The 22,743-nt window shown below is 66.8% G+C and carries 24 protein-coding genes; 19 read left to right on the top strand and 5 right to left on the bottom strand.

Features of this window, described 5'->3' with window-relative positions:
* Genes NHG85_RS02990 through NHG85_RS02935 form a run of 12 tightly spaced genes read left to right on the top strand, consistent with a single transcriptional unit; the run spans position 1 to position 11,709 of the window.
* Positions 1-393, top strand: coding sequence for a YNQ4 family lipoprotein (locus NHG85_RS02990; protein ID WP_253329684.1), 393 nt, complete (start codon positions 1-3; stop codon positions 391-393).
* 10 nt (positions 394-403) lie between these two features.
* On the top strand, positions 404-1,444 hold the full coding sequence (gene nuoH, locus NHG85_RS02985) for an NADH-quinone oxidoreductase subunit NuoH (RefSeq protein WP_253329682.1): 1,041 nt from the start codon (positions 404-406) through the stop codon (positions 1,442-1,444).
* Between the two features lie 2 nt (positions 1,445-1,446).
* The gene (nuoI, locus tag NHG85_RS02980) at positions 1,447-1,941 is read left to right on the top strand and encodes an NADH-quinone oxidoreductase subunit NuoI (RefSeq protein WP_085894787.1); all 495 of its coding nucleotides are present in this window, start codon (positions 1,447-1,449) and stop codon (positions 1,939-1,941) included.
* A gap of 10 nt (positions 1,942-1,951) precedes the next feature.
* A complete protein-coding gene (locus NHG85_RS02975) occupies positions 1,952-2,362 on the top strand; it encodes a carboxymuconolactone decarboxylase family protein (protein ID WP_253329680.1) in 411 nt (136 codons plus the stop codon).
* The gene (locus NHG85_RS02970; protein WP_253329678.1) at positions 2,359-2,967 is read left to right on the top strand and encodes an NADH-quinone oxidoreductase subunit J; all 609 of its coding nucleotides are present in this window, start codon (positions 2,359-2,361) and stop codon (positions 2,965-2,967) included. Before NHG85_RS02975 ends, NHG85_RS02970 begins: the two co-directional genes overlap by 4 nt.
* A gap of 36 nt (positions 2,968-3,003) precedes the next feature.
* Complete coding sequence (gene nuoK / locus NHG85_RS02965) at positions 3,004-3,333, top strand: NADH-quinone oxidoreductase subunit NuoK (RefSeq protein WP_183474715.1); 330 nt, start codon at positions 3,004-3,006, stop codon at positions 3,331-3,333.
* A gap of 7 nt (positions 3,334-3,340) precedes the next feature.
* Positions 3,341-5,491 (top strand): NADH-quinone oxidoreductase subunit L, encoded by a 2,151-nt coding sequence (nuoL, locus tag NHG85_RS02960; RefSeq protein WP_253329676.1) that lies wholly within the window; start codon positions 3,341-3,343, stop codon positions 5,489-5,491.
* A gap of 3 nt (positions 5,492-5,494) precedes the next feature.
* Positions 5,495-7,060 carry an NADH-quinone oxidoreductase subunit M gene (locus tag NHG85_RS02955; protein ID WP_253329674.1) on the top strand — a complete coding sequence of 522 codons (1,566 nt, stop codon included), beginning with the start codon at positions 5,495-5,497 and terminating at the stop codon, positions 7,058-7,060.
* A 12-nt stretch (positions 7,061-7,072) separates the two neighbouring features.
* Complete coding sequence (nuoN, locus tag NHG85_RS02950) at positions 7,073-8,506, top strand: NADH-quinone oxidoreductase subunit NuoN (protein WP_253329672.1); 1,434 nt, start codon at positions 7,073-7,075, stop codon at positions 8,504-8,506.
* On the top strand, positions 8,496-9,272 hold the full coding sequence (locus tag NHG85_RS02945) for a biotin--[acetyl-CoA-carboxylase] ligase (protein ID WP_256500065.1): 777 nt from the start codon (positions 8,496-8,498) through the stop codon (positions 9,270-9,272). Before nuoN ends, NHG85_RS02945 begins: the two co-directional genes overlap by 11 nt.
* A complete protein-coding gene (locus tag NHG85_RS02940) occupies positions 9,272-10,045 on the top strand; it encodes a type III pantothenate kinase (protein ID WP_253329670.1) in 774 nt (257 codons plus the stop codon). Before NHG85_RS02945 ends, NHG85_RS02940 begins: the two co-directional genes overlap by 1 nt.
* The gene (locus NHG85_RS02935) at positions 10,042-11,709 is read left to right on the top strand and encodes a ribonuclease J (RefSeq protein WP_253329668.1); all 1,668 of its coding nucleotides are present in this window, start codon (positions 10,042-10,044) and stop codon (positions 11,707-11,709) included. Before NHG85_RS02940 ends, NHG85_RS02935 begins: the two co-directional genes overlap by 4 nt.
* Before the next feature lie 177 nt (positions 11,710-11,886).
* Here the strand turns inward: NHG85_RS02935 and NHG85_RS02930 are convergent, their stop codons facing one another.
* On the bottom strand, positions 11,887-13,479 hold the full coding sequence (locus tag NHG85_RS02930; RefSeq protein ID WP_253329666.1) for a DEAD/DEAH box helicase: 1,593 nt from the start codon (positions 13,477-13,479) through the stop codon (positions 11,887-11,889).
* 200 nt (positions 13,480-13,679) lie between these two features.
* Between NHG85_RS02930 and NHG85_RS02925 the strand changes: the two genes are divergently transcribed.
* Positions 13,680-14,108, top strand: a complete 429-nt coding sequence (locus NHG85_RS02925) for an OsmC family peroxiredoxin (RefSeq protein WP_253329664.1) — start codon at positions 13,680-13,682, stop codon at positions 14,106-14,108.
* A gap of 60 nt (positions 14,109-14,168) precedes the next feature.
* Here the strand turns inward: NHG85_RS02925 and NHG85_RS02920 are convergent, their stop codons facing one another.
* Together NHG85_RS02920 and NHG85_RS02915 are read right to left on the bottom strand one after the other, a co-directional pair.
* Positions 14,169-15,764 carry a peptide chain release factor 3 gene (locus NHG85_RS02920; protein WP_253329662.1) on the bottom strand — a complete coding sequence of 532 codons (1,596 nt, stop codon included), beginning with the start codon at positions 15,762-15,764 and terminating at the stop codon, positions 14,169-14,171.
* Positions 15,765-15,815: 51 nt separating this feature from the next.
* Positions 15,816-16,811, bottom strand: coding sequence for a Hint domain-containing protein (locus NHG85_RS02915; RefSeq protein ID WP_253329660.1), 996 nt, complete (start codon positions 16,809-16,811; stop codon positions 15,816-15,818).
* A 73-nt stretch (positions 16,812-16,884) separates the two neighbouring features.
* On the opposite strand from NHG85_RS02915, the gene NHG85_RS02910 reads away from it, so the two are divergent.
* A complete protein-coding gene (locus tag NHG85_RS02910) occupies positions 16,885-17,664 on the top strand; it encodes an SDR family oxidoreductase (protein ID WP_253329658.1) in 780 nt (259 codons plus the stop codon).
* 135 nt (positions 17,665-17,799) lie between these two features.
* Positions 17,800-18,870 (top strand): ABC transporter ATP-binding protein, encoded by a 1,071-nt coding sequence (locus NHG85_RS02905; RefSeq protein ID WP_253329720.1) that lies wholly within the window; start codon positions 17,800-17,802, stop codon positions 18,868-18,870.
* An 81-nt stretch (positions 18,871-18,951) separates the two neighbouring features.
* Here the strand turns inward: NHG85_RS02905 and NHG85_RS02900 are convergent, their stop codons facing one another.
* Complete coding sequence (locus NHG85_RS02900; protein WP_253329656.1) at positions 18,952-19,623, bottom strand: helix-turn-helix transcriptional regulator; 672 nt, start codon at positions 19,621-19,623, stop codon at positions 18,952-18,954.
* 169 nt (positions 19,624-19,792) lie between these two features.
* Here NHG85_RS02900 and NHG85_RS02895 point away from each other — a divergent pair, with 169 nt between their 5' ends.
* From NHG85_RS02895 to NHG85_RS02880, 4 genes are read left to right on the top strand one after another with little or no spacing between them, the layout of a single operon-like run.
* Complete coding sequence (locus NHG85_RS02895; protein ID WP_253329654.1) at positions 19,793-20,035, top strand: twin-arginine translocase TatA/TatE family subunit; 243 nt, start codon at positions 19,793-19,795, stop codon at positions 20,033-20,035.
* A 21-nt stretch (positions 20,036-20,056) separates the two neighbouring features.
* Positions 20,057-20,563, top strand: coding sequence for a Sec-independent protein translocase protein TatB (tatB, locus tag NHG85_RS02890; protein ID WP_253329653.1), 507 nt, complete (start codon positions 20,057-20,059; stop codon positions 20,561-20,563).
* Complete coding sequence (gene tatC, locus NHG85_RS02885; protein ID WP_253329651.1) at positions 20,560-21,423, top strand: twin-arginine translocase subunit TatC; 864 nt, start codon at positions 20,560-20,562, stop codon at positions 21,421-21,423. Before tatB ends, tatC begins: the two co-directional genes overlap by 4 nt.
* A complete protein-coding gene (locus tag NHG85_RS02880; protein WP_253329649.1) occupies positions 21,420-22,262 on the top strand; it encodes an ATP-binding protein in 843 nt (280 codons plus the stop codon). The genes tatC and NHG85_RS02880 overlap by 4 nt, the downstream gene beginning before the upstream one ends.
* Positions 22,263-22,333: 71 nt before the next feature.
* Here NHG85_RS02880 and NHG85_RS02875 read toward each other — a convergent pair.
* Positions 22,334-22,743 (bottom strand): M23 family metallopeptidase (locus NHG85_RS02875; RefSeq protein ID WP_253329647.1); only part of this gene is annotated, 410 nt, incomplete at its 5' end.

The following is a 22,743-nucleotide window of genomic DNA, read 5'->3' as shown; positions in this document are numbered from 1 at the left end:
ATGCGCGGCGCGCTCTTCCCGGCCATTGCGGCCCTGCTCGCCGGCTGCGGCCCGCAGGCCGAGGCGGCACGGGGGAGCGCGGGCGCGCTCAAGCATGAGGGCGTGGAGACGCGGCTGCTCGACGGCGACCTCGTCAACTTCCACGTCGCGATGAGCGGCGGCGCCGGGGCGGAGGACGTGATCGCCTATGCCGAGTGCGCCGCCGCCCAATATGCCCTGATCCGGGGCTACGGATTTGCCCGGCACGTGCGGACCCAGCTCGATGAATCGGCTGGAAACTGGCGCGCCGATGCTGTTTACACCATCTCGCCGGCCCTGCCTGAGGGGCTGCGCACGATCGATGCCGAAGTCACCGTCCTCAACTGCGGACTGAACGGCATCCCGACGGTCTGAGGGAAGCACCATGGTCGAATTCTTCACCGAAACCAGCATCGGAGCCGTGCTGCTGATCCTCGGTCAGTCACTGTTGCTGATCGTGCCGCTTCTGGTGGCACTGGCATTCCTGCTGCTTGTGGACCGCAAGGTCTGGGCCGCGGTGCAGATGCGCCGCGGGCCCAACGTGGTCGGTCCCTTCGGCATGCTGCAAAGCTTCGCCGACTTTCTGAAATACATCGTCAAGGAAGTGGTCGTGCCCGCGGGCGCCGATCGCCCGGTGTTCTTCCTCGCGCCGATGATCTCCTTTGTCATGGCGGTCATTGCTTGGGCGGTGATCCCCTTTGCCGATGGCTGGGTGCTCGCCGATCTCAACGTGGCGCTGCTCTACGTCTTCGCCGTCTCCTCGCTCGAGGTCTACGGCGTGATCATGGGCGGCTGGGCCTCGAACTCGAAGTATCCCTTCCTCGGCTCGCTGCGCTCGGCCGCGCAGATGATCTCCTACGAGGTCTCGATCGGCCTGATCATCGTCGGCGTCATCATCTCGACCGGCAGCTTCAACTTCGGCGCCATCGTCGCGGCGCAGGACGGCGATTTCGGCCTGTTCAACTGGTACTGGCTGCCGCACTTCCCGATGCTGTTCCTCTTCCTGATCTCGGCCATGGCCGAGACCAACCGCCCGCCCTTCGACCTTCCCGAGGCCGAATCCGAGCTCGTGGCGGGCTACCAGGTGGAATATTCCTCGACGCCGTTCCTGCTCTTCATGATCGGCGAATACGTGGCCATCGTGTTGATGTGCGCGCTGGTGTCGCTGATGTTCTTCGGCGGCTGGCTGTCGCCCATCCCCGGCCTGCCCGACGGCGTGCTGTGGATGGCGCTCAAGATGATCTTCGTCTTCTTCATCTTCGCGATGGTGAAGGCGATCACCCCGCGCTACCGCTACGACCAGCTGATGCGCCTCGGTTGGAAGGTGTTCCTGCCCCTGTCGCTGGGCTGGGTCGTGATCGTTAGCTTCCTCGCGAAATTCGAAGTCCTCGGCGGGTTCTGGGCCCGCTGGCCCATGGGAGTCTGAGCATGACGCAGATCGACTATACCCGCGCCGCCAAGTATTTCCTGCTGCAGGACTTCGCCAAGGGCATGAAGCTCGGGCTGAAGTATTTCTTCGGCGCCAAGGCGACCGTGAACTACCCGCATGAAAAGGGCCCGCTTTCGGCGCGCTTTCGCGGCGAGCACGCGCTGCGCCGCTACCCCTCGGGCGAAGAGCGCTGCATCGCCTGCAAGCTGTGCGAGGCGGTCTGCCCCGCGCAGGCGATCACCATCGACGCCGAACCGCGCGAGGACGGCTCGCGCCGCACCACGCGCTACGACATCGACATGACCAAGTGCATCTACTGCGGCTTTTGCCAGGAGGCCTGCCCGGTGGATGCGATCGTCGAGGGGCCGAACTTCGAATATTCGACCGAGACGCGCGAGGAGCTCTACTACGACAAGGAGAAGCTGCTCGCGAATGGCGACCGCTGGGAAGCCGAGATCGCGCGCAACCTCGAGCTCGACGCGCCCTACCGCTGAGGATCACACCGTGACCGATCAGAACCCCTTCGCGCAGATGATGAAGATGGGCCAGGACTGGGCCCGTCAGATGAATCCCGCGCTCGAGAGCTTCACGCCGAAGGGCTTCGAGCAGCTCTGGCCGACCATGCCCAAGGAGATGATGGAGGCGTTCATGGGACGCACCCTCAACCCCGAAGGGCTCGACGCCAAGACCCGGCTGCTGATGACCCTGACCGGTCTGACCATCCTCGGCGCGCAGGCCGAAAGCCAGATCCGCCTCACCGTGCGCCACGCACGCGAGGCGGGCGCCACCAAACAGGAAATCGCCGAGACCATCGCCCAGGCGGGCGTGTTCGGCGGCGTGCCCGCGATGACCAAGGCGATGGAACTTGCCACCGACGCCATGGGCGAGGACACCGGAAAGGACACCGCACGATGACCGCCGCCGCCATCATCTTCTATCTCTTCGCGCTGTCGACGATCGTCGGCGGGCTGTTCACCGTGATCGCGCGCAACCCGGTGCATTCGGTGCTCTGGCTGATCCTCGCCTTTCTGAGCTCGGCCGGGCTGTTCATCCTCGTCGGCGCCGAATTCGTGGCGCTCCTCTTGGTGATCGTCTACGTCGGCGCCGTCGCGGTGTTGTTCCTCTTCGTCGTCATGATGCTCGACGTCGATTTCGCCGAGCTGAAGGCGGAGATGGCGAAATACATGCCGCTGGCGCTGCTGATCGGCGTCGTTCTCCTGATGCAGCTGGCGCTTGCCTTCGGCGTCTGGGACTACTCCGAAGGCTATGAGGAGCGCCTCGCCGCGCCCTTCGTGCTCGATGTCGAGAACACGCAGCTCCTCGGCCTGCTGATCTACGATCGCTACATCCTGCTGTTCCAGCTCGCGGGCCTCGTGCTGCTGGTGGCGATGATCGGCGCGATCGTGCTGACGATGCGGCACCGCAAGGACGTGAAGCGCCAGGACATCCTGGCGCAGATGTACCGCGATCCGGCCAAGGCGCTGGAGATGAAGGACGTGAAGCCCGGCCAGGGCCTCTGATAGACCGCGAACGGGCAAAAGCCCGGAGGGACACTGATGGACGCTTATCTCGCTGAAGCCCCGATAGGGCTCGAACATTATCTCACCGTGGCGGCGGCGCTGTTCGTCATCGGCATCTTCGGGCTGTTCCTGAACCGCAAGAACGTCATCATCATCCTGATGTCGATCGAGCTGATGCTGCTCGCGGTGAACATCAACTTCGTCGCCTTTTCCGCCTATCTGGGCGATCTGGTCGGGCAGGTCTTCACGCTCTTCGTGCTGACCGTCGCCGCCGCCGAGGCCGCGATCGGCCTCGCGATCCTCGTCTGCTTCTTCCGGATCCGCGGCTCGATCGAAGTCGAAGACGTCAACGTGATGAAAGGCTGAGGAGACCATGGAAACGATCATCCTCTTCGCGCCGCTCGTGGGCGCGCTCATCGCGGGCTTCGGCTGGCGGCTGATCTCGGAGGCGGGCGCGCAATGGGTCGCGACCTCGCTCGTCGGCCTCGCCTGTCTGCTGTCATGGATCATCTTTCTCGGCCATGACGGCCAGATGGAGCAGATCCAGATCCTGCGCTGGATCGAGAGCGGCTCTCTCTCCACCGACTGGGCGATCCGGCTCGACCGGCTGACCGCGATCATGCTGGTGGTGATCACCAGCGTGTCGTTCCTCGTGCATCTCTACAGCTTCGGCTACATGGCGCATGACGAGAACTTCCGCCCCGGCGAAAGCTACCGTCCGCGTTTCTTCGCCTATCTGTCGTTCTTCACCTTCGCGATGCTGGCGCTGGTAACGGCCGACAACCTCGTGCAGATGTTCTTCGGCTGGGAGGGCGTGGGCGTCGCCTCCTACCTCCTGATCGGTTTCTACTTCCGCAAGCCAAGCGCCAATGCCGCGGCGATGAAGGCCTTCGTCGTCAACCGCGTCGGTGACTTCGGCTTCCTTCTGGGCATCTTCGGCCTGTTTTTCCTCGCGGATTCGATCCAGCTGTCGGACATCTTCGCCGGAGCGCCCGCGATGGCACGGATGGAGCTCGAATTCCTCGGCATGGATTTCCAGGCGCTCGAGATCATCTCGCTGCTTCTCTTCGTCGGCGCGATGGGCAAGTCGGCGCAGCTCTTGCTGCACACCTGGCTGCCCGATGCGATGGAAGGCCCGACCCCGGTGTCGGCGCTCATCCACGCCGCGACCATGGTGACGGCTGGCGTCTTCCTCGTCTGCCGCATGTCGCCGATCCTCGAATTCGCGCCCGACGCCAAGTCGATCATCGTCTTCGTCGGCGCCACCACGGCCTTCTTCGCCGCCACGGTCGGCCTCGTGCAGAACGACATCAAGCGCGTGATCGCCTATTCGACCTGTTCGCAGCTAGGCTACATGTTCGTGGCCGCGGGCTCGGGCGTCTATTCGGTGGCGATGTTCCACCTCTTCACCCATGCCTTCTTCAAGGCGCTGCTGTTCCTCGGGGCCGGTTCGGTCATCCACGCGATGCACCACGAGCAGGACATGCGGAACTACGGCGGCCTGCGCAAGAAGATCCCCTATACCTACTGGGCGATGATGATGGGCACGCTGGCCATCACCGGCGTCGGCGTTCCGCTGACCGCGATCGGCTTTGCGGGCTTCCTGTCCAAGGACGCGATCATCGAGAGCGCCTATGCCGGGGCCACGCCCTATGCCTTCTGGCTGCTGGTGATCGCCGCCGCGATGACGAGCTTCTATTCCTGGCGCCTCATCTTCATGACCTTCCACGGTAAGCCACGCGGCGATCGTCACGCGCATGACCACGCGCATGAGAGCCCCGGCGTCATGCTGGTGCCGCTGGGCGTGCTGAGCCTTGGTGCCATCTTCGCGGGCATGCTGTGGTACGCGCCCTTCTTCGGCGATCACGCCCGCGTCTCGCAGTATTTCGGCATCCCGTCGGCCCATGCCGCGGTCGAGGGGGGTGACGGGCATGGCGAGGGTGTCGTCGCCGCCGTGGAAGAGCTGGCCGAGGGCGATCTCGAGCACGCCGCCGAGGCGGTGGTCGAGGACGACGCGGGCCATGTGGCAGAGGCGGGCGATCACGGCGCCCATGGTACCATCGCGGCACCGGGGCAGGGGGCGATCTACATGGCGCCCGAGAACCATGTGCTCGACGAGGCGCACCACGCGCCGGTCTGGGTTAAGGTCTCGCCCTTCATCGCGATGCTGCTCGGTCTCGGGCTGGCGTACATCATGTATATCCGCCGCCCCGAGTTGCCCGCGCAGCTCGCCGCGAACCAGCGGCCGCTTTACAACTTCCTGCTCAACAAGTGGTACTTCGACGAGCTTTACGACTTCGTATTCGTGCGCCCCGCGCAGGCCATCGGCCGGTTCCTGTGGACCCGCGGCGACGGCAACGTCATCGACGGCGGCATCAATGGCATGGCGATGGGCATCGTGCCCTTCTTCACGCGCCTCGCCGGCCGTGCGCAGAACGGATACGTCTTCACCTACGCCTTCGCGATGGTTCTGGGCCTGGCCCTGATCCTGACCTGGATGACCTTGGCCGGGGGGGCCGAATAACAGATGGGCAACCTTCTCTCTCTGACCACCTTCATCCCGCTTCTGGGGGCGGGCATCCTCGCGCTGTTCCTGCGCGGCGATGACCATGCGGCACAGCGCAACGCCAAATGGGTGGCGCTCGCCACCACGGTCTTCACCTTCGCGGTGTCGCTGTTCATCCTCGCGGGTTTCGACCCGGCCGCGCCGGGCTTCCAGTTCGTCGAGGACCGCCAGTGGCTCCTCGGCATGCGCTACAAGATGGGCGTCGACGGCATCTCGCTGCTGTTCGTGATGCTCACCACTTTCCTGATGCCGCTCGTCATCGCCGCCTGCTGGGACGTGACGCACCGGGTCAAGGAATACATGATCGCCTTCCTCGTGCTCGAGACGCTGATGATCGGCGTGTTCGTGGCGCTGGATCTGGTGCTGTTCTACCTCTTCTTCGAGGCGGGCCTGATCCCGATGTTTCTCATCATCGGCATCTGGGGCGGCAAGAACCGCATCTACGCGTCGTTCAAGTTCTTCCTCTACACCTTCCTCGGCTCGGTGCTGATGCTGGTGGCGATGGTGGCGATGTTCGCGCAGGCGGGCACGACCGACATCCCGACGCTGATGAGCTACAACTTCTCCTCCGCCGATTTCCCGATCCTCGGGGTGCAGATCGTCGGCGGTGCGCAGACGCTTCTCTGGTTCGCCTTCTTCGCCAGCTTCGCGGTGAAGATGCCGATGTGGCCGGTGCACACCTGGCTGCCCGACGCCCACGTGCAGGCGCCGACCGCCGGTTCGGTCGTGCTTGCCGCGATCCTTTTGAAGATGGGCGGCTACGGCTTTTTGCGCTTCTCCCTGCCGATGTTCCCGGTCGCCTCCGAGATCTGGGCGCCGCTGGTGCTGTGGCTTTCGGCCATCGCCATCGTCTACACCTCGCTCGTCGCGCTGGTGCAGAAGGACATCAAGAAGCTCATCGCCTATTCCTCGGTCGCCCACATGGGCTTCGTCACCGCGGGCATCTTCGCGCTCAACCAGCAAGGCCTCGACGGGGCGGTGTTCCAGATGATCAGCCACGGCTTCATCTCGGGCGCGCTCTTCCTCGGCGTCGGCGTGATCTACGACCGCATGCACACCCGCGAGATCGAGGCCTACGGCGGCCTCGTGAACCGGATGCCGGCCTATGCGGCGGTGTTCCTGCTCTTCACCATGGCGAATGTCGGCCTGCCGGGCACCTCGGGCTTCGTCGGCGAATTCCTGACCCTGATGGGCATGTTCCAGGCCAACACCTGGGTCGCCTTCGTCGCCACCACCGGCGTCATCTTCTCGGCCGGCTACGCGCTCTTTCTCTACCGCCGGGTCGTCATGGGCGATCTGATCAAGGAAAGCCTCAAGTCGATCACTGACATGACCGCTCGCGAGAAGTGGATCTTCGCGCCGCTGGTCGTGATGACGATCCTGCTCGGCGTCTATCCGAGCCTCGTCACCGACATCACCGGCCCGAGCGTCGCCCGTCTCGTGGATCAGGTCGAGGTAGCGGTGGCCGCGCATGACACCGACAGCGCCATCGCCTCGGCCGCCGTCGCGGCCCCGGCACAGCACTAAGGACCAGGACACATGTTCTCACTCGATCTTCAGACCGTCCTGCCCGAGGTGATCCTTGCGGTCTACGCGATGGCAGCCCTCATGGCGGGCGTCTACACCACCAAGGACAAGTCCGCCGGCATCCTGATCTGGGCCACGGCGGCGATGTTCGCGCTCGTCGCCTTCCTGATCGCCACCCGCGAGGGCACCGACCCGGCCTTCTTCGGCAGCTTCATCGATGACGGCTTCGCGCGGTTTGCCAAGGTGACGATCCTGCTTTCGGCCGCGGTCGTGCTGGTGATGAGCCAGGAATACCTCGCACGCCGCAACCTGCTGCGCTTCGAGTACCCGGTGCTGATCACCCTCGCCGTGGTCGGCATGATGGTCATGGTCTCGGCCAACGACCTGATGGTGCTCTACATGGGCATCGAGCTGCAGTCGCTCGCCATGTATGTCGTGGCATCGCTGCGCCGCGACAGCGAGAAATCGACCGAGGCCGGGCTCAAGTACTTCGTGCTTGGCGCGCTCTCCTCGGGCCTGATGCTCTACGGCGCCTCGCTGGTCTACGGCTTTGCCGGGACCACCCAGTTCGAGGGCATCTTCCTCGCCACCGCCGTGGACGTGCCGCTCGGCCTGCTGTTCGGCCTCGTCTTCCTGCTGGTGGGCTTCGCCTTCAAGGTCTCGGCCGCGCCGTTCCACATGTGGACGCCCGACGTCTATGAAGGCGCTCCGACGCCGGTCACCGCCTTCATGGCCACCGCGCCCAAGATGGCGGCCATCGCGCTCTTTGCCCGCGTCGTCTTCGACGGCTTCGGCGGCGTGGTCGGCGATTGGCAGCAGATCGTGGCCTTCCTGTCGGTGGTCTCGGTCTTCTGGGGCGGCTTCGCCGCGATCGGCCAGACCAACATCAAGCGCCTGATGGCTTACTCCTCGATCGCCCACATGGGCTTCGCGCTGATGGGCCTTGCCTCCGGCACCGCTTTCGGCGTGCAGGCGATGCTGATCTACATGGCGATCTACGTCACCATGAACATCGGCACCTTCGCCTTCATCCTCTCGATGGAGCGCGACGGGCGTCCGGTCACCGACATCAACGCGCTGCACATGTATTCGCGCTACGCGCCGATGCGGGCGCTGGCGATGCTGGTGCTGCTGTTCAGCCTCGCGGGCGTGCCGCCCATGGTCGGCTTCTTCGGCAAGCTCTACGTGCTGCGCGCGGCCTATGAGGGCGGTCTGACCTGGCTCGCCATCCTCGGGGTGATCGCGAGCGTGATCGGGGCCTTCTACTACCTGCGCATCGTCTACTACATGTACTTCGGCGAAGAGCGCGAGGCGCTCGACACCGGCACCTCTCCGCTGCTGTGGGGCGTGCTGATGGCCTCGGCCGCGGTGATGGTGTTCGGGGTGATCAACCTTTTCGGCATCGAACCTCTGGCCGCGGCCGCGGCGGCGACCCTTGTCAACTGACGCCACCTCCCGCGGGCTCTGGCCCGAGGGGTGGGAGCGGGTGGTGCTCGACACCACCGACAGCACCATGGCCGAGGCCGCGCGACGCGCGGCCTCCGGTCTTGCAGGCCCCACCTGGATCATGGCGCATGAACAGACCGCGGGCCGGGGCCGCCGGGGCCGCGACTGGGCGAGCGAGACGGGCAACCTTGCCGCCACGCTGGTCTACCGCCCCGAGGCCACGCCCGCCGAGGCCGCGCGGCGCAGCTTTCTCGCTGCGGTCGCGCTGTTCGAGGCGCTGGCGATCCACGTGGACCGCACGCGGTTGTCGCTCAAATGGCCCAACGACGTGCTCATGGATGGCGGCAAGGTGGCGGGCATCCTGCTGGAGAGCGCCGGGCAGGGGCCTTACGTCGACTGGCTCGCCATCGGCGTGGGCGTGAACCTCGCCGCAGCGCCCGAAACCGTGCGCGACGCGAGCTTTCCGCCGGTGGCAGTCGCGGATGAGGGCGGGCCGCTGGTCGATCCCGAAGAGTTCCTGACCCATCTCGCAGATGCCTTCGCCACGCAGGAGGGCAAGCTCGACGCTTTCGGCTTTGGCCGCATCCGCGAAGACTGGCTGCGTCATGCCGCCCGCCTGGGCGAGGTGATCGTCGCACGCACCGGCGCGGAGGAGATCACCGGCGTGTTCGAGACAATCGACGAGGCGGGCAACCTGATGTTGCGCACGCCCAAGGGTGTGCGCGCGATCAGCGCCGCCGACGTCTTCTTCCAAGAGGGTCAATGATGCTCCTGGCCATCGACTGCGGCAACACCAACACCGTGTTCTCGATCTGGGACGGCACAGAGTTCGTCGCCACATGGCGCACCTCGACCGAGTGGCAGCGCACGGCGGACCAGTATTTCGTCTGGCTTTCGACGCTGATGAAGATGCGCGGCATCGAGGCCGAGATCGACGAGATGATCGTCTCCTCCACCGTGCCGCGCGTGGTGTTCAACCTGCGCGTCCTCGCGGATCGCTACTTCGGCTGCCGCCCCCTCGTGGTCGGCAAGCCCGACTGCCGCCTGCCGGTGACGCCGCGCGTCGATGCGGGGACGCAGGTCGGGCCCGACCGGCTGGTGAACACCGTGGGCGCATGGGACCGGCATGGCGGCGATCTCGTCGTGGTGGATTTCGGTACGGCGACGACCTTCGACGTGGTCGACAGCGACGGGGCCTATGTCGGCGGCGTCATCTCGCCGGGCGTGAACCTCAGCCTCGAAGCGCTGCACCAGGCCGCCGCGGCGCTGCCGCATGTCGATGTGAGCAAGCCCGAGCGGGTGATCGGCACGAACACGGTGGCCTGCATGCAGTCGGGCATCTTCTGGGGCTATGTGGGCCTCGTACGCGGCATATGCGACCGCATCCGGACGGAGCGCGACCGATCCATGCGGATCATAGGAACCGGGGGGCTTGCGCCCCTGTTCGCGCAGGGCGACATGCTCTTTGACGACATTGAAGAAGACCTCACGATGCACGGGCTGACCGTCATCCACAGATACAACAAGGAGACCGCATGAGCGGCGAAAGACTGATCTACCTTCCTCTCGGCGGCGCCGGCGAGATCGGCATGAACGCCTATGTCTACGGCTATGGCAAACCGGGGCAGGAACGGCTGATCGTCGTCGACCTCGGCGTGACCTTCCCGGACATGGACACCACGCCCGGCGTCGACCTGATACTGCCCGACATCTCCTGGCTGGAAGCGCGCAAGGATCGCATCGACGCGATCTTCGTGACCCATGCGCATGAGGACCATGTCGGCGCGGTCGGCCATTTCTGGAAGCGCCTCGGCGTCACCATCCATGCCCGCAAGTTCACCGCCGCCATCGCGCGTCACAAGCTCGACGAGCACGGCGCGCCCGACAGCATTCTCAACGTGGTCGAACCCTGGCCCGCCGTGGTCGAGGCCGGGCCCTTCAAGGTTGGCTTCGTGCCGATCAGCCACTCGATCCCCGAAAGCTCGGGCCTTGTGATCGACAGCCCCGAGGGCCGTGTGCTGCACTCGGGCGACTTCAAGGTCGACCACACCCCGGTGGTGGGCGAGCCCTTCAACCCCGACCTCTGGGCCGAGGTGTCCAAGGGCGGCGTCAAGGCGCTGGTCTGCGATTCGACCAACGTATTCTCGCCACTGCCGGGCCGGTCGGAGGCGACGCTGGCGCCCGAGATCGAAAAGCTGATCGCGGCGCAGCCGGGGATGGTCGTGGCCACGACCTTCGCCTCGAACGTGGCGCGTCTCAAGACCATCGCCATCGCCGCCGACCGCGCCGGGCGCACCGTCTGCCTGCTGGGTCGCGCCATGCGCCGCATGGTCGAGACGGCGACCGAATGCGGCCTGCTGCACGGGTTCCCGAAGACCGTCGGCCCCGAAGAAGCCGCCTCGATCCCGCGCGAGAAGCTGCTGCTGCTCGTCACCGGCAGCCAGGGCGAGCGCCGCGCCGCCAGCGCCCAGCTGGCGCAGGGCTCCTACCTCGGGCTGAAGCTGCAGGAGGGCGACAGCTTCCTGTTCTCCTCGCGCACCATCCCGGGCAATGAGCGCGGCGTGATCAAGATCATGAACCAGCTCTCCGAAAAGGGCGTGGACGTGATCGAGGACACGCACGGGCTGTTCCACGTCTCGGGCCATGCCAACCGTCCCGACCTGCAACTGCTGCACGACATCGTGCGTCCGCAGTTCCTCGTGCCGATGCACGGGGAGCATCGCCACCTGCGCGAGCATGTGAAGCTCGGGCTCGAGCGGGGCCTGCCGGGCATCGTCGCGGTCAACGGCATGATGCTCGACCTGTCGGGCAACGCGCCCAAGGTGGCCGAATACATCGACACGGGCCGCAGCTATCTCGACGGTTCGGTGATGATCGGCGCGATGGACGGCATCGTGCGCGACCGGATCCGCATGGCGCTCAACGGCCATGTCACGGTGACGATGATCATCGACGAGAACGACGAGCCGCTGGGCGACCCCTGGTGCGAGGTCATGGGCCTGCCCGAAAAGGGCCGCTCCAAGGCACCGCTGGTGGAGACGCTGGAATCCGACCTCGCCGCCTTCGTCAACAAGGCCGGCCGCCGGATGCTGCGCGACGAGGACAAGCTCGACCGCGAACTCAAGCGCATCGCGCGTTCGACCACCCAGGCCGAGACCGGCAAGAAGCCCGAGGTCAACGTGGTGGTCAGCCGGCTGAGCTGATCCCTGGCCCGAGGGCAGGGGCTTCGGCCTCTGCCCCCGCCATGGCGGCACGACATGCAAAAAGGGGAGCCGCGAGGCTCCCCTTTTTCATATGGGCGACTTCCGATGCCGCCATTTCGAGGCGCTCTGCGCTCGGAGGGGGCTGTCGCATGACGCCGCCCCCCGCCGAAACGCGCCTCAGCTGGCGCGCCGCTCCTCGAAGCTCTTGGCGATGAAGGCGGGCGTATCCTCGCCCATGCCGACGACGTCCTCGTCGCGCGTGTCGTTCCGGCGGCGGTCACGGCCGCCCCGGTTGCGATCGTTGCCCCGGCCCTCGCCGCGCTTCGGCTCGCTTGCGACCTCGGCGGTCGGCTTGGTCTCGGCCTTGGGCTCAGGCGCTGCTTTGGGCTCGGGCGCAGCTTCGACCTTCGGCTCCGCCTTCACTTCGGGCTTGGGCGCGGGCGTGGACTCCGCCTTCGGCTCGGGCTTGACCTCGGCCTTCGGCTCGACGGTTGCGCTCTTTTCCTCCGCCTTGGCCTCGTCACGGCTGCGCGAACGGCTGCGCGTGCGGGTCCGGCGCGGACGCTCCTCCTCGGTTGCCGTCTCCGCCACTGGGCTCTCCGCAGAGGCGGCCGCCGTGGTCCCCTTGGGATCGTCGAGGCGCGGGATGGTGTTCTGCACCAGCCGCTCCACGTCTTCGAGGTTCTTCTCGTCGCGCGGGTTGCAGATCATGATCGCGCTGCCCTTGCGGCCCGCGCGGCCCGTCCGGCCGATCCGGTGCACGTAATCCTCGGCGTGGCTCGGCACGTCGAAGTTGAACACGTGGCTCACCGCCGGCACGTCGAGGCCGCGCGCCGCCACGTCGGAGGCGACGAGGATCTTCACCTCGCCGGCGCGGAAGCCGTCGAGCGTGCGCGTGCGCTGGCTCTGGTCGAGATCGCCGTGGATCGGCTCGGCGTCGTAGCCGTGCTTCTTGAGGCTCTTGGCCACCGCGTCCACGTCCATCTTGCGATTGCAGAAGATGATCGCATTGGTGCAGGTCTCGGCTTCGGCATCGATCAGGCGGCGCAGCAGCGCGCGCTTCTCGGAGCCTTCGCGGTCCTTGCGGCTGGGGCGGAACATGACCACGCCCTGCTTGATGTTCTCGCCCGTCGTTGCGGCGCGGGCCACCTCGATCTTCTCGGGGTTCGACAGGAAGGTGTTGGTGATCCGCTCGATCTCGGGCGCCATGGTGGCCGAGAAGAACAGCGTCTGCCGGGTGAAGGGCGTGAGCCCGAAGATCCGTTCGATGTCGGGGATGAAGCCCATGTCGAGCATGCGGTCGGCCTCGTCCACGACCATGATCTGCACGCCGGTGAGCAGCAGCTTGCCGCGCTCGAAATGGTCGAGCAGGCGGCCCGGCGTGGCGATCAGCACGTCGACGCCCTTGTCGATCAGCGCGTCCTGCTCCTTGAACGACACGCCGCCGATCAGCAGCGCCTTGGTGAGCTTGGTGTGCTTGGCATAGGTGTCGAAGTTCTCGGCCACTTGTGCGGCCAGCTCGCGAGTGGGGCACAGCACGAGGGAGCGCGGCATCCGCGCGCGGGCGCGGCCACGGCCCAGAAGGGTGATCATCGGCAGGGTGAAGCTTGCCGTCTTGCCGGTGCCGGTCTGGGCGATGCCGAGCACGTCGCGCCCTTCGAGCGCGGGCGGAATGGCGCCCGCCTGGATCGGGGTCGGTGTCTCGTAACCGGCTTCGGAGACGGCCTTGAGCACCTTGGGATCGAGATTGAGGTCGGAGAATTGAGTCATGTGAGCCTTTCGAGACTGCGGCACCGATTGGCCGCAGGAGCAGGCGCGGCCCGCCCGGCCGGATTGCCGGGGCGTTCGACTTGGCCTCGCCTTATGCCGAAACCCGGCCGAGGTCAAGTTTCGCACGGAACGCGCCTCCTCCGGGCGGCGTTTTGCCAGAACGCCCCCCGCTATGGGGCCAAACCGCAAGGGAGACCCGCATGATCAACAAGCACGGCACCGCCCATTGGAGCGGCGGCATCAAGGAGGGCGGCGGCGAGATCTCGACCCAGACCGGCGTCCTGAAGGATCAGGCTTACGGCTTCAACGCCCGTTTCGAGGGCGGCCCCGGCACCAACCCCGAGGAGCTGATCGGCGCGGCGCATGCGGCCTGCTACGCGATGGCGCTGTCGCTAGAGCTGGGCAAGCAGGAGCTGACCGCCGACGACATCGACGTGAAATCGACCGTGTCGCTCGAAAAGGTGGGCGAGGGCTTCGAGATCACCAAGATCCATCTCGACGTGACGGCAAAGGTTTCCGGCGCCTCCGAAGAGCAGTTCCGCGCCGCCGCCGAGGCCACCAAGACAGGCTGTCCGGTGTCGAAGGTTCTCAAGGGCGCCGAGATCAGCATGGACGCCAAGCTGGTCTGACGGAGCTGTCGCGCGGCCCAAGTGCGAAGAAGGCGGCCCCTCGGGGCCGCCTTCCTGGTCTCAGACCATCATCTCCTTGGTCGCGGTCAGCCGGATCTCGGGGTGGTCGCGCTCGACCCGGTCGATGTCCCACTGCATCCGGGTGAGATAGACCAGATCGCCGTCATTGTCGGTGGCGACATGCTGCTTGTTCTTGGCGGCAAAGGCCTCGACCGCCGCCTTGTCGCCCGCCATCCAGCGCGCGGAGGTGAACTGCGAGGGTTCGAACCGCACGGGAAGCCCGTATTCCATCTCGATCCGGCTGGCGAGCACCTCGAACTGCAACGCGCCGACGACGCCGACGATGAAGCCCGAGCCGAAGGTCGGCTTGAAGACCTTGGCGGCCCCTTCCTCGGCGAACTGGCTCAGCGCCTTGTCGAGATGCTTGGCCTTCATCGGGTCGCCCGCGCGGCAGGTCTGCAGCAGTTCCGGCGCGAAGGAGGGGATGCCCGCAACCTTCAGCATCTCACCCTCGGTCAACGTGTCGCCGATCCTGAGCTGGCCGTGATTGGGGATGCCGATGATGTCGCCGGCCCAGGCCTCCTCGGCAAGCTCGCGGTCCGAGGCGAGGAACAGCACCGGGTTGGAGATCGCCATCTGCTTTTTCGTGCGGACATGGGTGAGCTTCATGCCGCGTTCGAAATGCCCCGAGGCCATGCGCACGAAGGCGACGCGGTCGCGGTGCTTGGGGTCCATGTTGGCCTGCACCTTGAAGACGAAGCCCGCGACCTTGCCCTCCTCGGGCGCGATCTCGCGCGGCTGGGCCTTTTGCACCTGCGGCTCGGGGCCGTAGGTGCCGATCCCTTCCATCAGCTCGCGCACGCCGAAGCTGTTGATCGCCGAGCCGAACCAGATCGGGGTCATGTGGCCTTCGAGCACGGCCTGCGGGTCGAGCGCGGGCAGAAGCTCGCGCGCCATCTCGACCTCTTCGCGCAGCTTTTCCAGAAGATGCGCGGGCACGTGATCGGCGATCTTGGGATCGTCCAGCCCGTCGATGGCAATGCTCTCCGCGACGCGGTTGCGGTCGGCCCGATCCATCAGCTCCAGCCGGTCGCGCAGCAGGTCGTAGCAGCCCAAGAACTCGCGCCCCACGCCGATCGGCCAGGAGGCGGGCGTCACGTCGATTGCGAGGTTCTCCTGGATCTCGTCGATGATCTCGAAGGTGTCGCGGCTTTCGCGGTCCATCTTGTTGCAAAACGTCAGGATCGGCAGGTCGCGCAGGCGGCAGACCTCGAAGAGCTTGCGGGTCTGGCTCTCGACGCCCTTGGCGCCATCGATCACCATCACGGCGGCGTCCACCGCCGTCAGCGTGCGGTAGGTGTCCTCGGAGAAGTCCGAGTGGCCGGGCGTGTCGACGAGGTTGAAGCGGAAATTCTTGAAGTCGAACGACATCGCCGAGGCCGAGACCGAGATGCCCCGATCCTTTTCCATTTGCATGAAGTCCGAGCGCGTGCGCCGCGCCTCGCCCTTGGCGCGGACCTGTCCGGCCATCTGGATCGCGCCGCCGAAGAGCAGGAACTTTTCGGTCAGCGTCGTCTTGCCGGCGTCCGGATGCGAGATGATCGCAAAGGTCCGGCGGCGGGCGATTTCGGGCGGGAGGGCGGGGCGGTTGTCCATGCGCGCGCTATAAAGCCTGCGCGCGGGCGGGGCAATCGCCCCCCGCGCGGATCACAGCCCCGAGGCGCGGCGCAGCAGGGCCACGGCATCGGTGCCCGAGAGCAGCGTCTCGGACACCTCGTAGGAGAGGTGTTGCGGCGTGGCGTGGCGGGCGATCCGCTCGGGCACGGCCCCTCGCGTGCGGTGATCGACCAGCAGCGATTCCGCCGCGATCCCCTCGGCATAGACGATCTGATGATCGTCGAAGACCAGCTGGAAGTACTCCGCGAAGCCGCCCTCGCTCTGGACCACCGTGTCGCCGTTGATCAGATGACGCACCCGCACCATCAGCTCGGCCCGCCCGGCGCGCAGGTGGTCTTCGCGCTGCCAGACGAAGATGCGGTGATCGGGGCTGAGCCAGAGGTCGCGGGCGTTGTGCAGGGCTCTCTCGCGGATCAGTACCGGGGCAAAGCGCCCCGTCGCGCGCAGCGTTGTCTGACCGATCCAGCGCAGCACCTGCGGGCCATCGTCGCGGGTCAGGATACGGTCGCCGGGGCGCAACTGTTCGACCGGCACCTGCGTGCCACTGGCCAGCGCGATATGGGTGCCGCGGGTGAAGGAGACGCAGGCGATCTGGGCCAGCCGCGCGGTGCCCGCGTGCCGGTCGATCCCGACGAGGCGGTAATCCTCTCCCTGCTCGAGCCGTCCCAGCGGCAGAAGATAGACCGCCTGCGCCGTGTCGGCCTCGACCTCGACCAGCACGATGGCCTCGCTCGTCGTCCCGTCGCGCGCCATCAGCGTCAGGCAGCTGTCGAGATGCAGACGCCGGCCCGCCCGGCCATCGGCCGCGCCGGACACCACCTGAAAGCCGCCATCGAGCAGCGCGCGCAGCACCAGCCGCCGCGCAGGCCCGGAACCTGTGACCCGGTAGAGGTCGTCGGGCACCAGCTCATCGGCAAAGCTGAGCGGATCGCCCTGTGCCACGCCCTGCGCCACGCGCAGATCCGCCGCATCGAACACCGCTAACTGCTGGATTTCGCTGTCGTGATCCACCTGTCTTCCCGTCATCGCCGCGGACGGCCGATCATTGCCCGGCGGGGGAGCGGATGCTAGGTCTTGGCGGCAAACATGGAGGTATCTGATGGATCTGGGCATCAGGGGCAAACGGGCGCTGGTCTGCGCCTCGTCCAAGGGCTTGGGGCGCGGCTGCGCCGAGGCGCTGGCCGAGGTGGGCGTCGATCTGGTGATGAACGCGCGCGGTGCCGAGGCGCTGGAACAGGCGGCGCAGGAGATCCGCGACCGCTTCGGTGTCGAGGTGACCACCGTCGCCTGCGACGTGACCACGCCCGAAGGGCAGGAGAAACTGATCGCGGCGGCGCAGGGCGTCGACATCCTCGTCACCAATGCGGGCGGCCCGCCGCCGGGGATGTGGACCGACTGGGACCGCGAGGATTTCATCCGCGCCCTCGACGCCAACATGCTCAGCCCGATCGCGCTGATCAAGGCGCTGGTGCCCGGCATGATGGAGCGCGGCTGGGGCCGGGTGGTCAACATCACCTCGCAATCGGTGAAATCGCCCATCCCGCAGCTTGGCCTGTCGAACGCGGCGCGCGCAGGGCTGACCGGCTATGTCGCGGGCACCTCGCGGCAGGTCGCGCCCTCGGGCGTCACCATAAACAACCTGCTGCCCGGTATCCATGACACCGACCGCGCCGCCTCGCTCGACGGCGGCGTGTCGAAGAAGGAAGGCATCACCGTGGACGAGGCACGCGCCCGGCGCGAGGCGAGCATTCCGACCCGGCGCTACGGCACGCCGGCCGAGTTCGGGGCGACCTGCGCCTTCATGTGCTCGCAGCACGCGGGCTTCATGGTCGGGCAGAACGTGCTGCTCGATGGCGGGGTCGGCAACCAGACCATGTGAGCTTGCGGGCGCGGGGCGGTGTTGCTAGGGCAACCCGACGCATTTGATCGGGATCTTACCTTGTCCGAGACCGCCGCCCCTGCCCCGAATGGCCCTGACCGGACCGCCCCTGCGCAGACCGACCCCGCCCCGCGGCTGGAGATCCGCGGCCTGTCGCGCGTCTTCGACGGGCGCGAGGTGGTTTCGGACGTGTCGCTCAAGGTGATGCCGGGGCAGGTGACCTGCCTGCTCGGCCCATCGGGCTGCGGCAAGTCGACCACGCTGCGGATCATCGCCGGAGTCGATCGGCAGGATCGGGGCGGCATCTATGTCGACGGCGCGCCGATCTCCGAGAGCGGGCTGCACATGCCGCCCGAAGAGCGCGGCATCGGGCTGATGTTCCAGGACTTCGCGCTGTTTCCGCATCTTGACGTGGCGCGCAACGTGGGCTTCGGGCTCAAGGGGCCGAAACCCGAGATCCGCGCCCGGGTCGAGAGCCTGCTCGACAAGGTCGGCATGCGCCGCCACATCGACCGCTACCCGCACGAGCTTTCGGGCGGTGAGCAGCAGCGCGTGGCGCTGGCCCGCGCGCTGGCGCCTTCCCCGCGCATCCTGCTAATGGACGAGCCCTTCTCGGGCCTCGACGACCGGCTGCGCGACGATATCCGCGACGAGACCCTCGCGGTGCTCAAGGCCGAGGGCACGGCGGTGCTTCTGGTCACCCATGAGCCCGCCGAGGCGATGCGCATGGCCGACGAGATCGCGCTGATGCGCGACGGGCGGGTGGTGCAGTACGGCGCGCCCTACAACATCTACAACGCGCCAAAGGACCGCGAGGCGGCGGGCTTCTTTTCGGACATCAACGTGATCGAGGGCAGGGTGCAGGGCGCGCTGTGCGACACGCCCTTCGGCGATTTCCTGACGCCCGGCCTGCCCGACGGCACCGAGGTCGAGATCGTGATCCGGCCGCAGCACCTGCGGATCGATTTCGACCGGCAGGGGCGGGGGCCGAACCCGACCACGCGCGAGGGCACGCCCGCGGCGGGCACGGTCGAGCGCGCGCGGTTCCTGGGCGCGTCGAGCCTTGTGGAGTTCCGCATGGATCACGACGGCGAGATCCTGCGCGCCTCCGTGCCTTCGGTCTTCCTGCCCAAGCCCGGCACGCGGCTGTGGCTGATGATGCGGCGGGACCGCTGCTTCGTCTTTCCCAAGCGGCCCGTCGGCTGAACCGGCAGGGTTTGCGTATTTGAAGAAAGATGAAAGGGAGGGCGCGCCCCTTGGGTTCATCTTTCTCCAAATACGCGATCGCTACGTATGGGATCCGCGTCCGGCCTCCAGATCCGCAAGCACCCGCCCCGGTTCATCGACGAAGAGCTGCGGCAGCACGCGCAGTTCGGTGATCCGGTCGACGCGGATCTCCGCGAAATCGCGCGCCGTTTCGCTCCACCCGGCCAGCGTCCAGACCCGGCCCCAATAATCGAGCCTGAGCGGGCGCAGCACCTGCGCCTCTGATGCATCGCGCAGCGCGACCCGGATCTTCTGCCGCGCCCGGATTGCGGCGCGCAGCGAAGCCATGTGCCGAAACCCCGCCACGGCATCGCCCAGGGGCGGCGTGGCAAAGCTCCAGCCGCTGGCGCGGTCGCGATCCTCGGGCAGGACGGCGTCGATCCGCGCCGAGAGCGTGCGGGCGGCGGCCTGCAGCTCCGCATCCTCGGCCTGCGCCACCGCGGCCAGTCCCAGATGCAGCGCTTCGAGCTCGGTCATGGTGAGGTTGAGCGGCGGCAGCGTCACGGCGGCCGTGGCGCGGTAGCCAAGGCCGCGCCGCCCTTCGATCGGCACGCCGGAGGCGATCAGCCGGTCCATGTCGCGGTAGATCGTCCTGGCCGAGGTGCCCAGCCGCTCGGCCAGATCCTCGGCCCGGTGCAGCCGCCCGTCGCGCAGGATGCGGATCATCTCGATCAGGCGGTCGGCGCGGGGCATGGCTGTCTCCTGACAGAAAACCGTCAACTGACAACTTCATGTCAAGAAAAGCGGCCCCGCGCCAGCAGATTGCGGCGCGGGGCCTTTCGCCCGGGGCGGAGGACGCGTATCTGGAGGGCTGCGAGACAAGGCGCGGCTCCGTCGGGGCCGCCGGGATGGGAGACACGCCATGCTCAACAATATCGGCCTTCCGGGCCTTCTACTGATCGCCGTCGTGGTGCTGGTGCTGTTCGGCCGCGGCAAGATTTCCTCGCTGATGGGCGAGGTCGGCAAGGGCATCACCGCCTTCAAGCGCGGCGTCGATGACGGCAAGAAGGAAATCGACGACCAGTCGAACACGATCAACGAGGCGGGCACCGTGCACGAGCCCGAAGCCCGGCCGCACGCCGCCGAGGACAAGGACCGGGTGTAACCCGAGACAGGATGGACCGAGATGTTCGATCTGGGCTGGAGCGAGCTTCTGCTGATCGGGGTCGTGGCGCTGATCGTGGTCGGCCCCAAGGACCTGCCGGGGATGTTCCGCGAAATCGGCCGCTTCACTGGCAAGGCCAAGGCGATGGCGCGCGAGTTCTCCCGCGCCATGGAGGACGCCGCCGATGACAGCGGCATGCGCGACATTCAAAAGACCATCAAGGCCGCGGCCGATCCCAAGGGCTTTGGCACCGATGCGCTGAAGAAGAACTTCAAGTCGGGCGAGAGCCGCGAGACGCTCTCGTCGGAGCGTGCCGAAAGCCGCCGCAAGATCGAACAGGCCACGGCGCAGGCCGCGACCGACCGGCAGGCGCGCGAGGCCATGGAGCCGACCGACGAGGAGCTGGCTGATCTGGAGCCGGGTTTCGATGCCGAGCCCGCGCCCGTCGCAGAGCCGGAACCGATCAGCGCCCCGGCCGAGCCGCTGGACGAAGCCACGCCCGCGCGAAAGGATGACACGACATCATGAGCCCCGTGGACGAGATCGAGGACAGCTCGGCACCGCTGATCGAGCATCTGGCCGAGCTGCGCACGCGGCTGATCCGCTCCGTGCTCGCCTTCGTGGCGGGCATGGTCATCTGTTTTACCGTCTGGAACCCGATCTTCGATTTCCTGACCCGGCCCTTGTGCACGGCCATGGCCGCGCGGGGACAGGAGGATTGCGGCCTGATCCTGATCGCGCTGCAGGAGGGCTTCTTCGTCGCGGTGTCGATCTCGATGCTAGGCGGGCTTGTGCTGGCCTTTCCGGTGATCTCCTACCAGATGTGGCGCTTCGTGGCGCCGGGGCTCTACAAATCGGAAAAGGGCGCCTTCCTGCCCTTCATGATCGCCTCGCCCTTCATGTTCTTTCTCGGCGCGGCCTTTGCCTATTACGTCGTCACGCCGCTGGCTTTCGATTTCTTCCTCGGCTTCCAGCAACCCGGCAGCCTCGTCGAGGGGCCCGAGGCCGAGACGGCCGTGGCGGGCATCGCCTTTCAGGGCTCGGCGCAGGCCTATCTGGCGCTGACCATCAAGTTCATCGTCGCCTTCGGCCTGTGCTTCCAGCTGCCCGTGCTGCTCACGCTGATGGGCAAGGCGGGGCTGGTCTCGGCCAAGGGGCTGGGCGGCGTGCGCAAATACGCCATGGTGGCGATCCTGCTGCTGGCGGCCATCGCCACGCCGCCCGACGTGGTGAGCCAGGTGATCCTCTTTACCGTGGTCTACGGGCTCTACGAGGTGTCCATCCTGCTCGTCGCGCGGGTCGAGAAGAAGCGCGAGGCGCATCTGCGGGCCGAGGGGCTGTGGGTCGAGGATGAGGACGAGGACGAGGACGAAGGGGCGTCGAAATGAGCGATGACACGCTCGAGCGCATTGCGGCGGCCCTTGAGCGGATGAGCCCGGCCCCGCGGCCCGCGCCCGCGCTCGACGACGCCCCGGCCTACATGTGGCAGCCCGATCCCGACCGGCTGGTGGCTGTGCCGCGGGTCAGCCGGGTCGCGCTCGATCTGCTGGTCGGCATCGACCGGGCGCGCGACACGCTGCTGGCGAACACCCGCCGCTTTGCCCAGGGCCTGCCTGCCAACAACGCGCTTCTGTGGGGCGCGCGCGGCATGGGAAAATCGAGCCTCGTCAAGGCGGTGCACGGGGCACTTGAGCCGGAATTTCCGCAGCTCAAGATCGTCGAGGTGCAACGCGAGGACCTGCAGAGCATCGACCGCTGCCTGCAGCTTTTGCGCGGCGCGCCGCAGCGCTTCGTGCTGTTCTGCGATGATCTCTCCTTCGGCCACGACGACGCGCATTACAAATCGCTCAAGGCGGTGCTCGACGGCGGCATCGAGGGGCGACCCGAGAATGTGGTGCTCTACGCCACCTCGAACCGCCGCCACCTCATGCCGCGCGACATGATCGAGAACGAGCGCTCCACCGCGATCAGCCCCTCCGAGGCGGTCGAGGAGAAGGTCTCGCTCTCGGATCGCTTCGGTCTTTGGCTCGGTTTTCACCCCTGCGATCAGGATGCCTTTTTGTCGATGATCCGCGGCTATTGCGATGCCTTCGATCTGCGCATCGACGAGGCGCGCCTGCGGGCCGAGGCGATCGAATGGCAGGCCACGCGCGGGGGGCGCTCGGGCCGCGTCGCCTGGCAGTTCTTCACCGATCTCGCAGGCCGGAAGGGCGTGAAGATCGGCTGACATCGCCTTGCTTCGAAATCACAAAGGGCCGCCCTCCGGGGCGGCCCTTTGTCGGTGTGCCGGTGTTGCGCTCAGGGCAGGTAGTTGGTCGGGTCCTGGCTCTCCATGCCCTTGCGCACCTCGAAATGCAGCAGGCTGGGATCGCCGGCCTTCACCTTGCCGATGGTCTGGCCCTTCGAGACAGTGGCGCCGCGCTCGACCGTGAGATCCACGACATGGGTATAGACGGTGAGCAGCTCGTCAGGGTGGCGGATCACCACGATCTGGATGCCCTCGGTGTTGGTGGTGATCGCGGCGACGGTGCCGGCGGCGGCGGCCTTCACGGCGCTGCCCGCGGGCGCGCCGATGTCGATGCCGTCATTGCGGCCCTTGGCATAGGCGCGGATGATGCTGCCCTGCGCGGGCATCGCCATGGCCGAGGCCTTGGGCGCGGCCTGCTCGGCCACGGGCTGTGGCGCAGGCGTAGGCGCCGGTTCCGGCG

The organism is Limimaricola litoreus, assembly GCF_024159025.1.
Classification (GTDB): Bacteria; Pseudomonadota; Alphaproteobacteria; order Rhodobacterales; family Rhodobacteraceae; genus Limimaricola; species Limimaricola litoreus.
This window is presented reverse-complemented; position numbering and strand designations above follow the sequence as displayed.

Bases quoted from the DNA above. Each gene is read 5' to 3' on its own strand.
- NHG85_RS02990 (WP_253329684.1), top strand. From the start codon at position 1: ATGCGCGGCGCGCTCTTCCCGGCCATTGCGGCCCTGCTCGCCGGCTGC.
- nuoH (WP_253329682.1), top strand. From the start codon at position 404: ATGGTCGAATTCTTCACCGAAACCAGCATCGGAGCCGTGCTGCTGATC.
- nuoI (WP_085894787.1), top strand. From the start codon at position 1,447: ATGACGCAGATCGACTATACCCGCGCCGCCAAGTATTTCCTGCTGCAG.
- NHG85_RS02970 (WP_253329678.1), top strand. From the start codon at position 2,359: ATGACCGCCGCCGCCATCATCTTCTATCTCTTCGCGCTGTCGACGATC.
- nuoK (WP_183474715.1), top strand. From the start codon at position 3,004: ATGGACGCTTATCTCGCTGAAGCCCCGATAGGGCTCGAACATTATCTC.
- nuoL (WP_253329676.1), top strand. From the start codon at position 3,341: ATGGAAACGATCATCCTCTTCGCGCCGCTCGTGGGCGCGCTCATCGCG.
- NHG85_RS02955 (WP_253329674.1), top strand. From the start codon at position 5,495: ATGGGCAACCTTCTCTCTCTGACCACCTTCATCCCGCTTCTGGGGGCG.
- nuoN (WP_253329672.1), top strand. From the start codon at position 7,073: ATGTTCTCACTCGATCTTCAGACCGTCCTGCCCGAGGTGATCCTTGCG.
- NHG85_RS02940 (WP_253329670.1), top strand. From the start codon at position 9,272: ATGCTCCTGGCCATCGACTGCGGCAACACCAACACCGTGTTCTCGATC.
- NHG85_RS02935 (WP_253329668.1), top strand. From the start codon at position 10,042: ATGAGCGGCGAAAGACTGATCTACCTTCCTCTCGGCGGCGCCGGCGAG.
- NHG85_RS02930 (WP_253329666.1), bottom strand. From the start codon at position 13,479: ATGACTCAATTCTCCGACCTCAATCTCGATCCCAAGGTGCTCAAGGCC.
- NHG85_RS02925 (WP_253329664.1), top strand. From the start codon at position 13,680: ATGATCAACAAGCACGGCACCGCCCATTGGAGCGGCGGCATCAAGGAG.
- NHG85_RS02920 (WP_253329662.1), bottom strand. From the start codon at position 15,764: ATGGACAACCGCCCCGCCCTCCCGCCCGAAATCGCCCGCCGCCGGACC.
- NHG85_RS02915 (WP_253329660.1), bottom strand. From the start codon at position 16,811: ATGACGGGAAGACAGGTGGATCACGACAGCGAAATCCAGCAGTTAGCG.
- NHG85_RS02910 (WP_253329658.1), top strand. From the start codon at position 16,885: ATGGATCTGGGCATCAGGGGCAAACGGGCGCTGGTCTGCGCCTCGTCC.
- NHG85_RS02900 (WP_253329656.1), bottom strand. From the start codon at position 19,623: ATGCCCCGCGCCGACCGCCTGATCGAGATGATCCGCATCCTGCGCGAC.
- NHG85_RS02895 (WP_253329654.1), top strand. From the start codon at position 19,793: ATGCTCAACAATATCGGCCTTCCGGGCCTTCTACTGATCGCCGTCGTG.
- tatB (WP_253329653.1), top strand. From the start codon at position 20,057: ATGTTCGATCTGGGCTGGAGCGAGCTTCTGCTGATCGGGGTCGTGGCG.
- tatC (WP_253329651.1), top strand. From the start codon at position 20,560: ATGAGCCCCGTGGACGAGATCGAGGACAGCTCGGCACCGCTGATCGAG.
- NHG85_RS02880 (WP_253329649.1), top strand. From the start codon at position 21,420: ATGAGCGATGACACGCTCGAGCGCATTGCGGCGGCCCTTGAGCGGATG.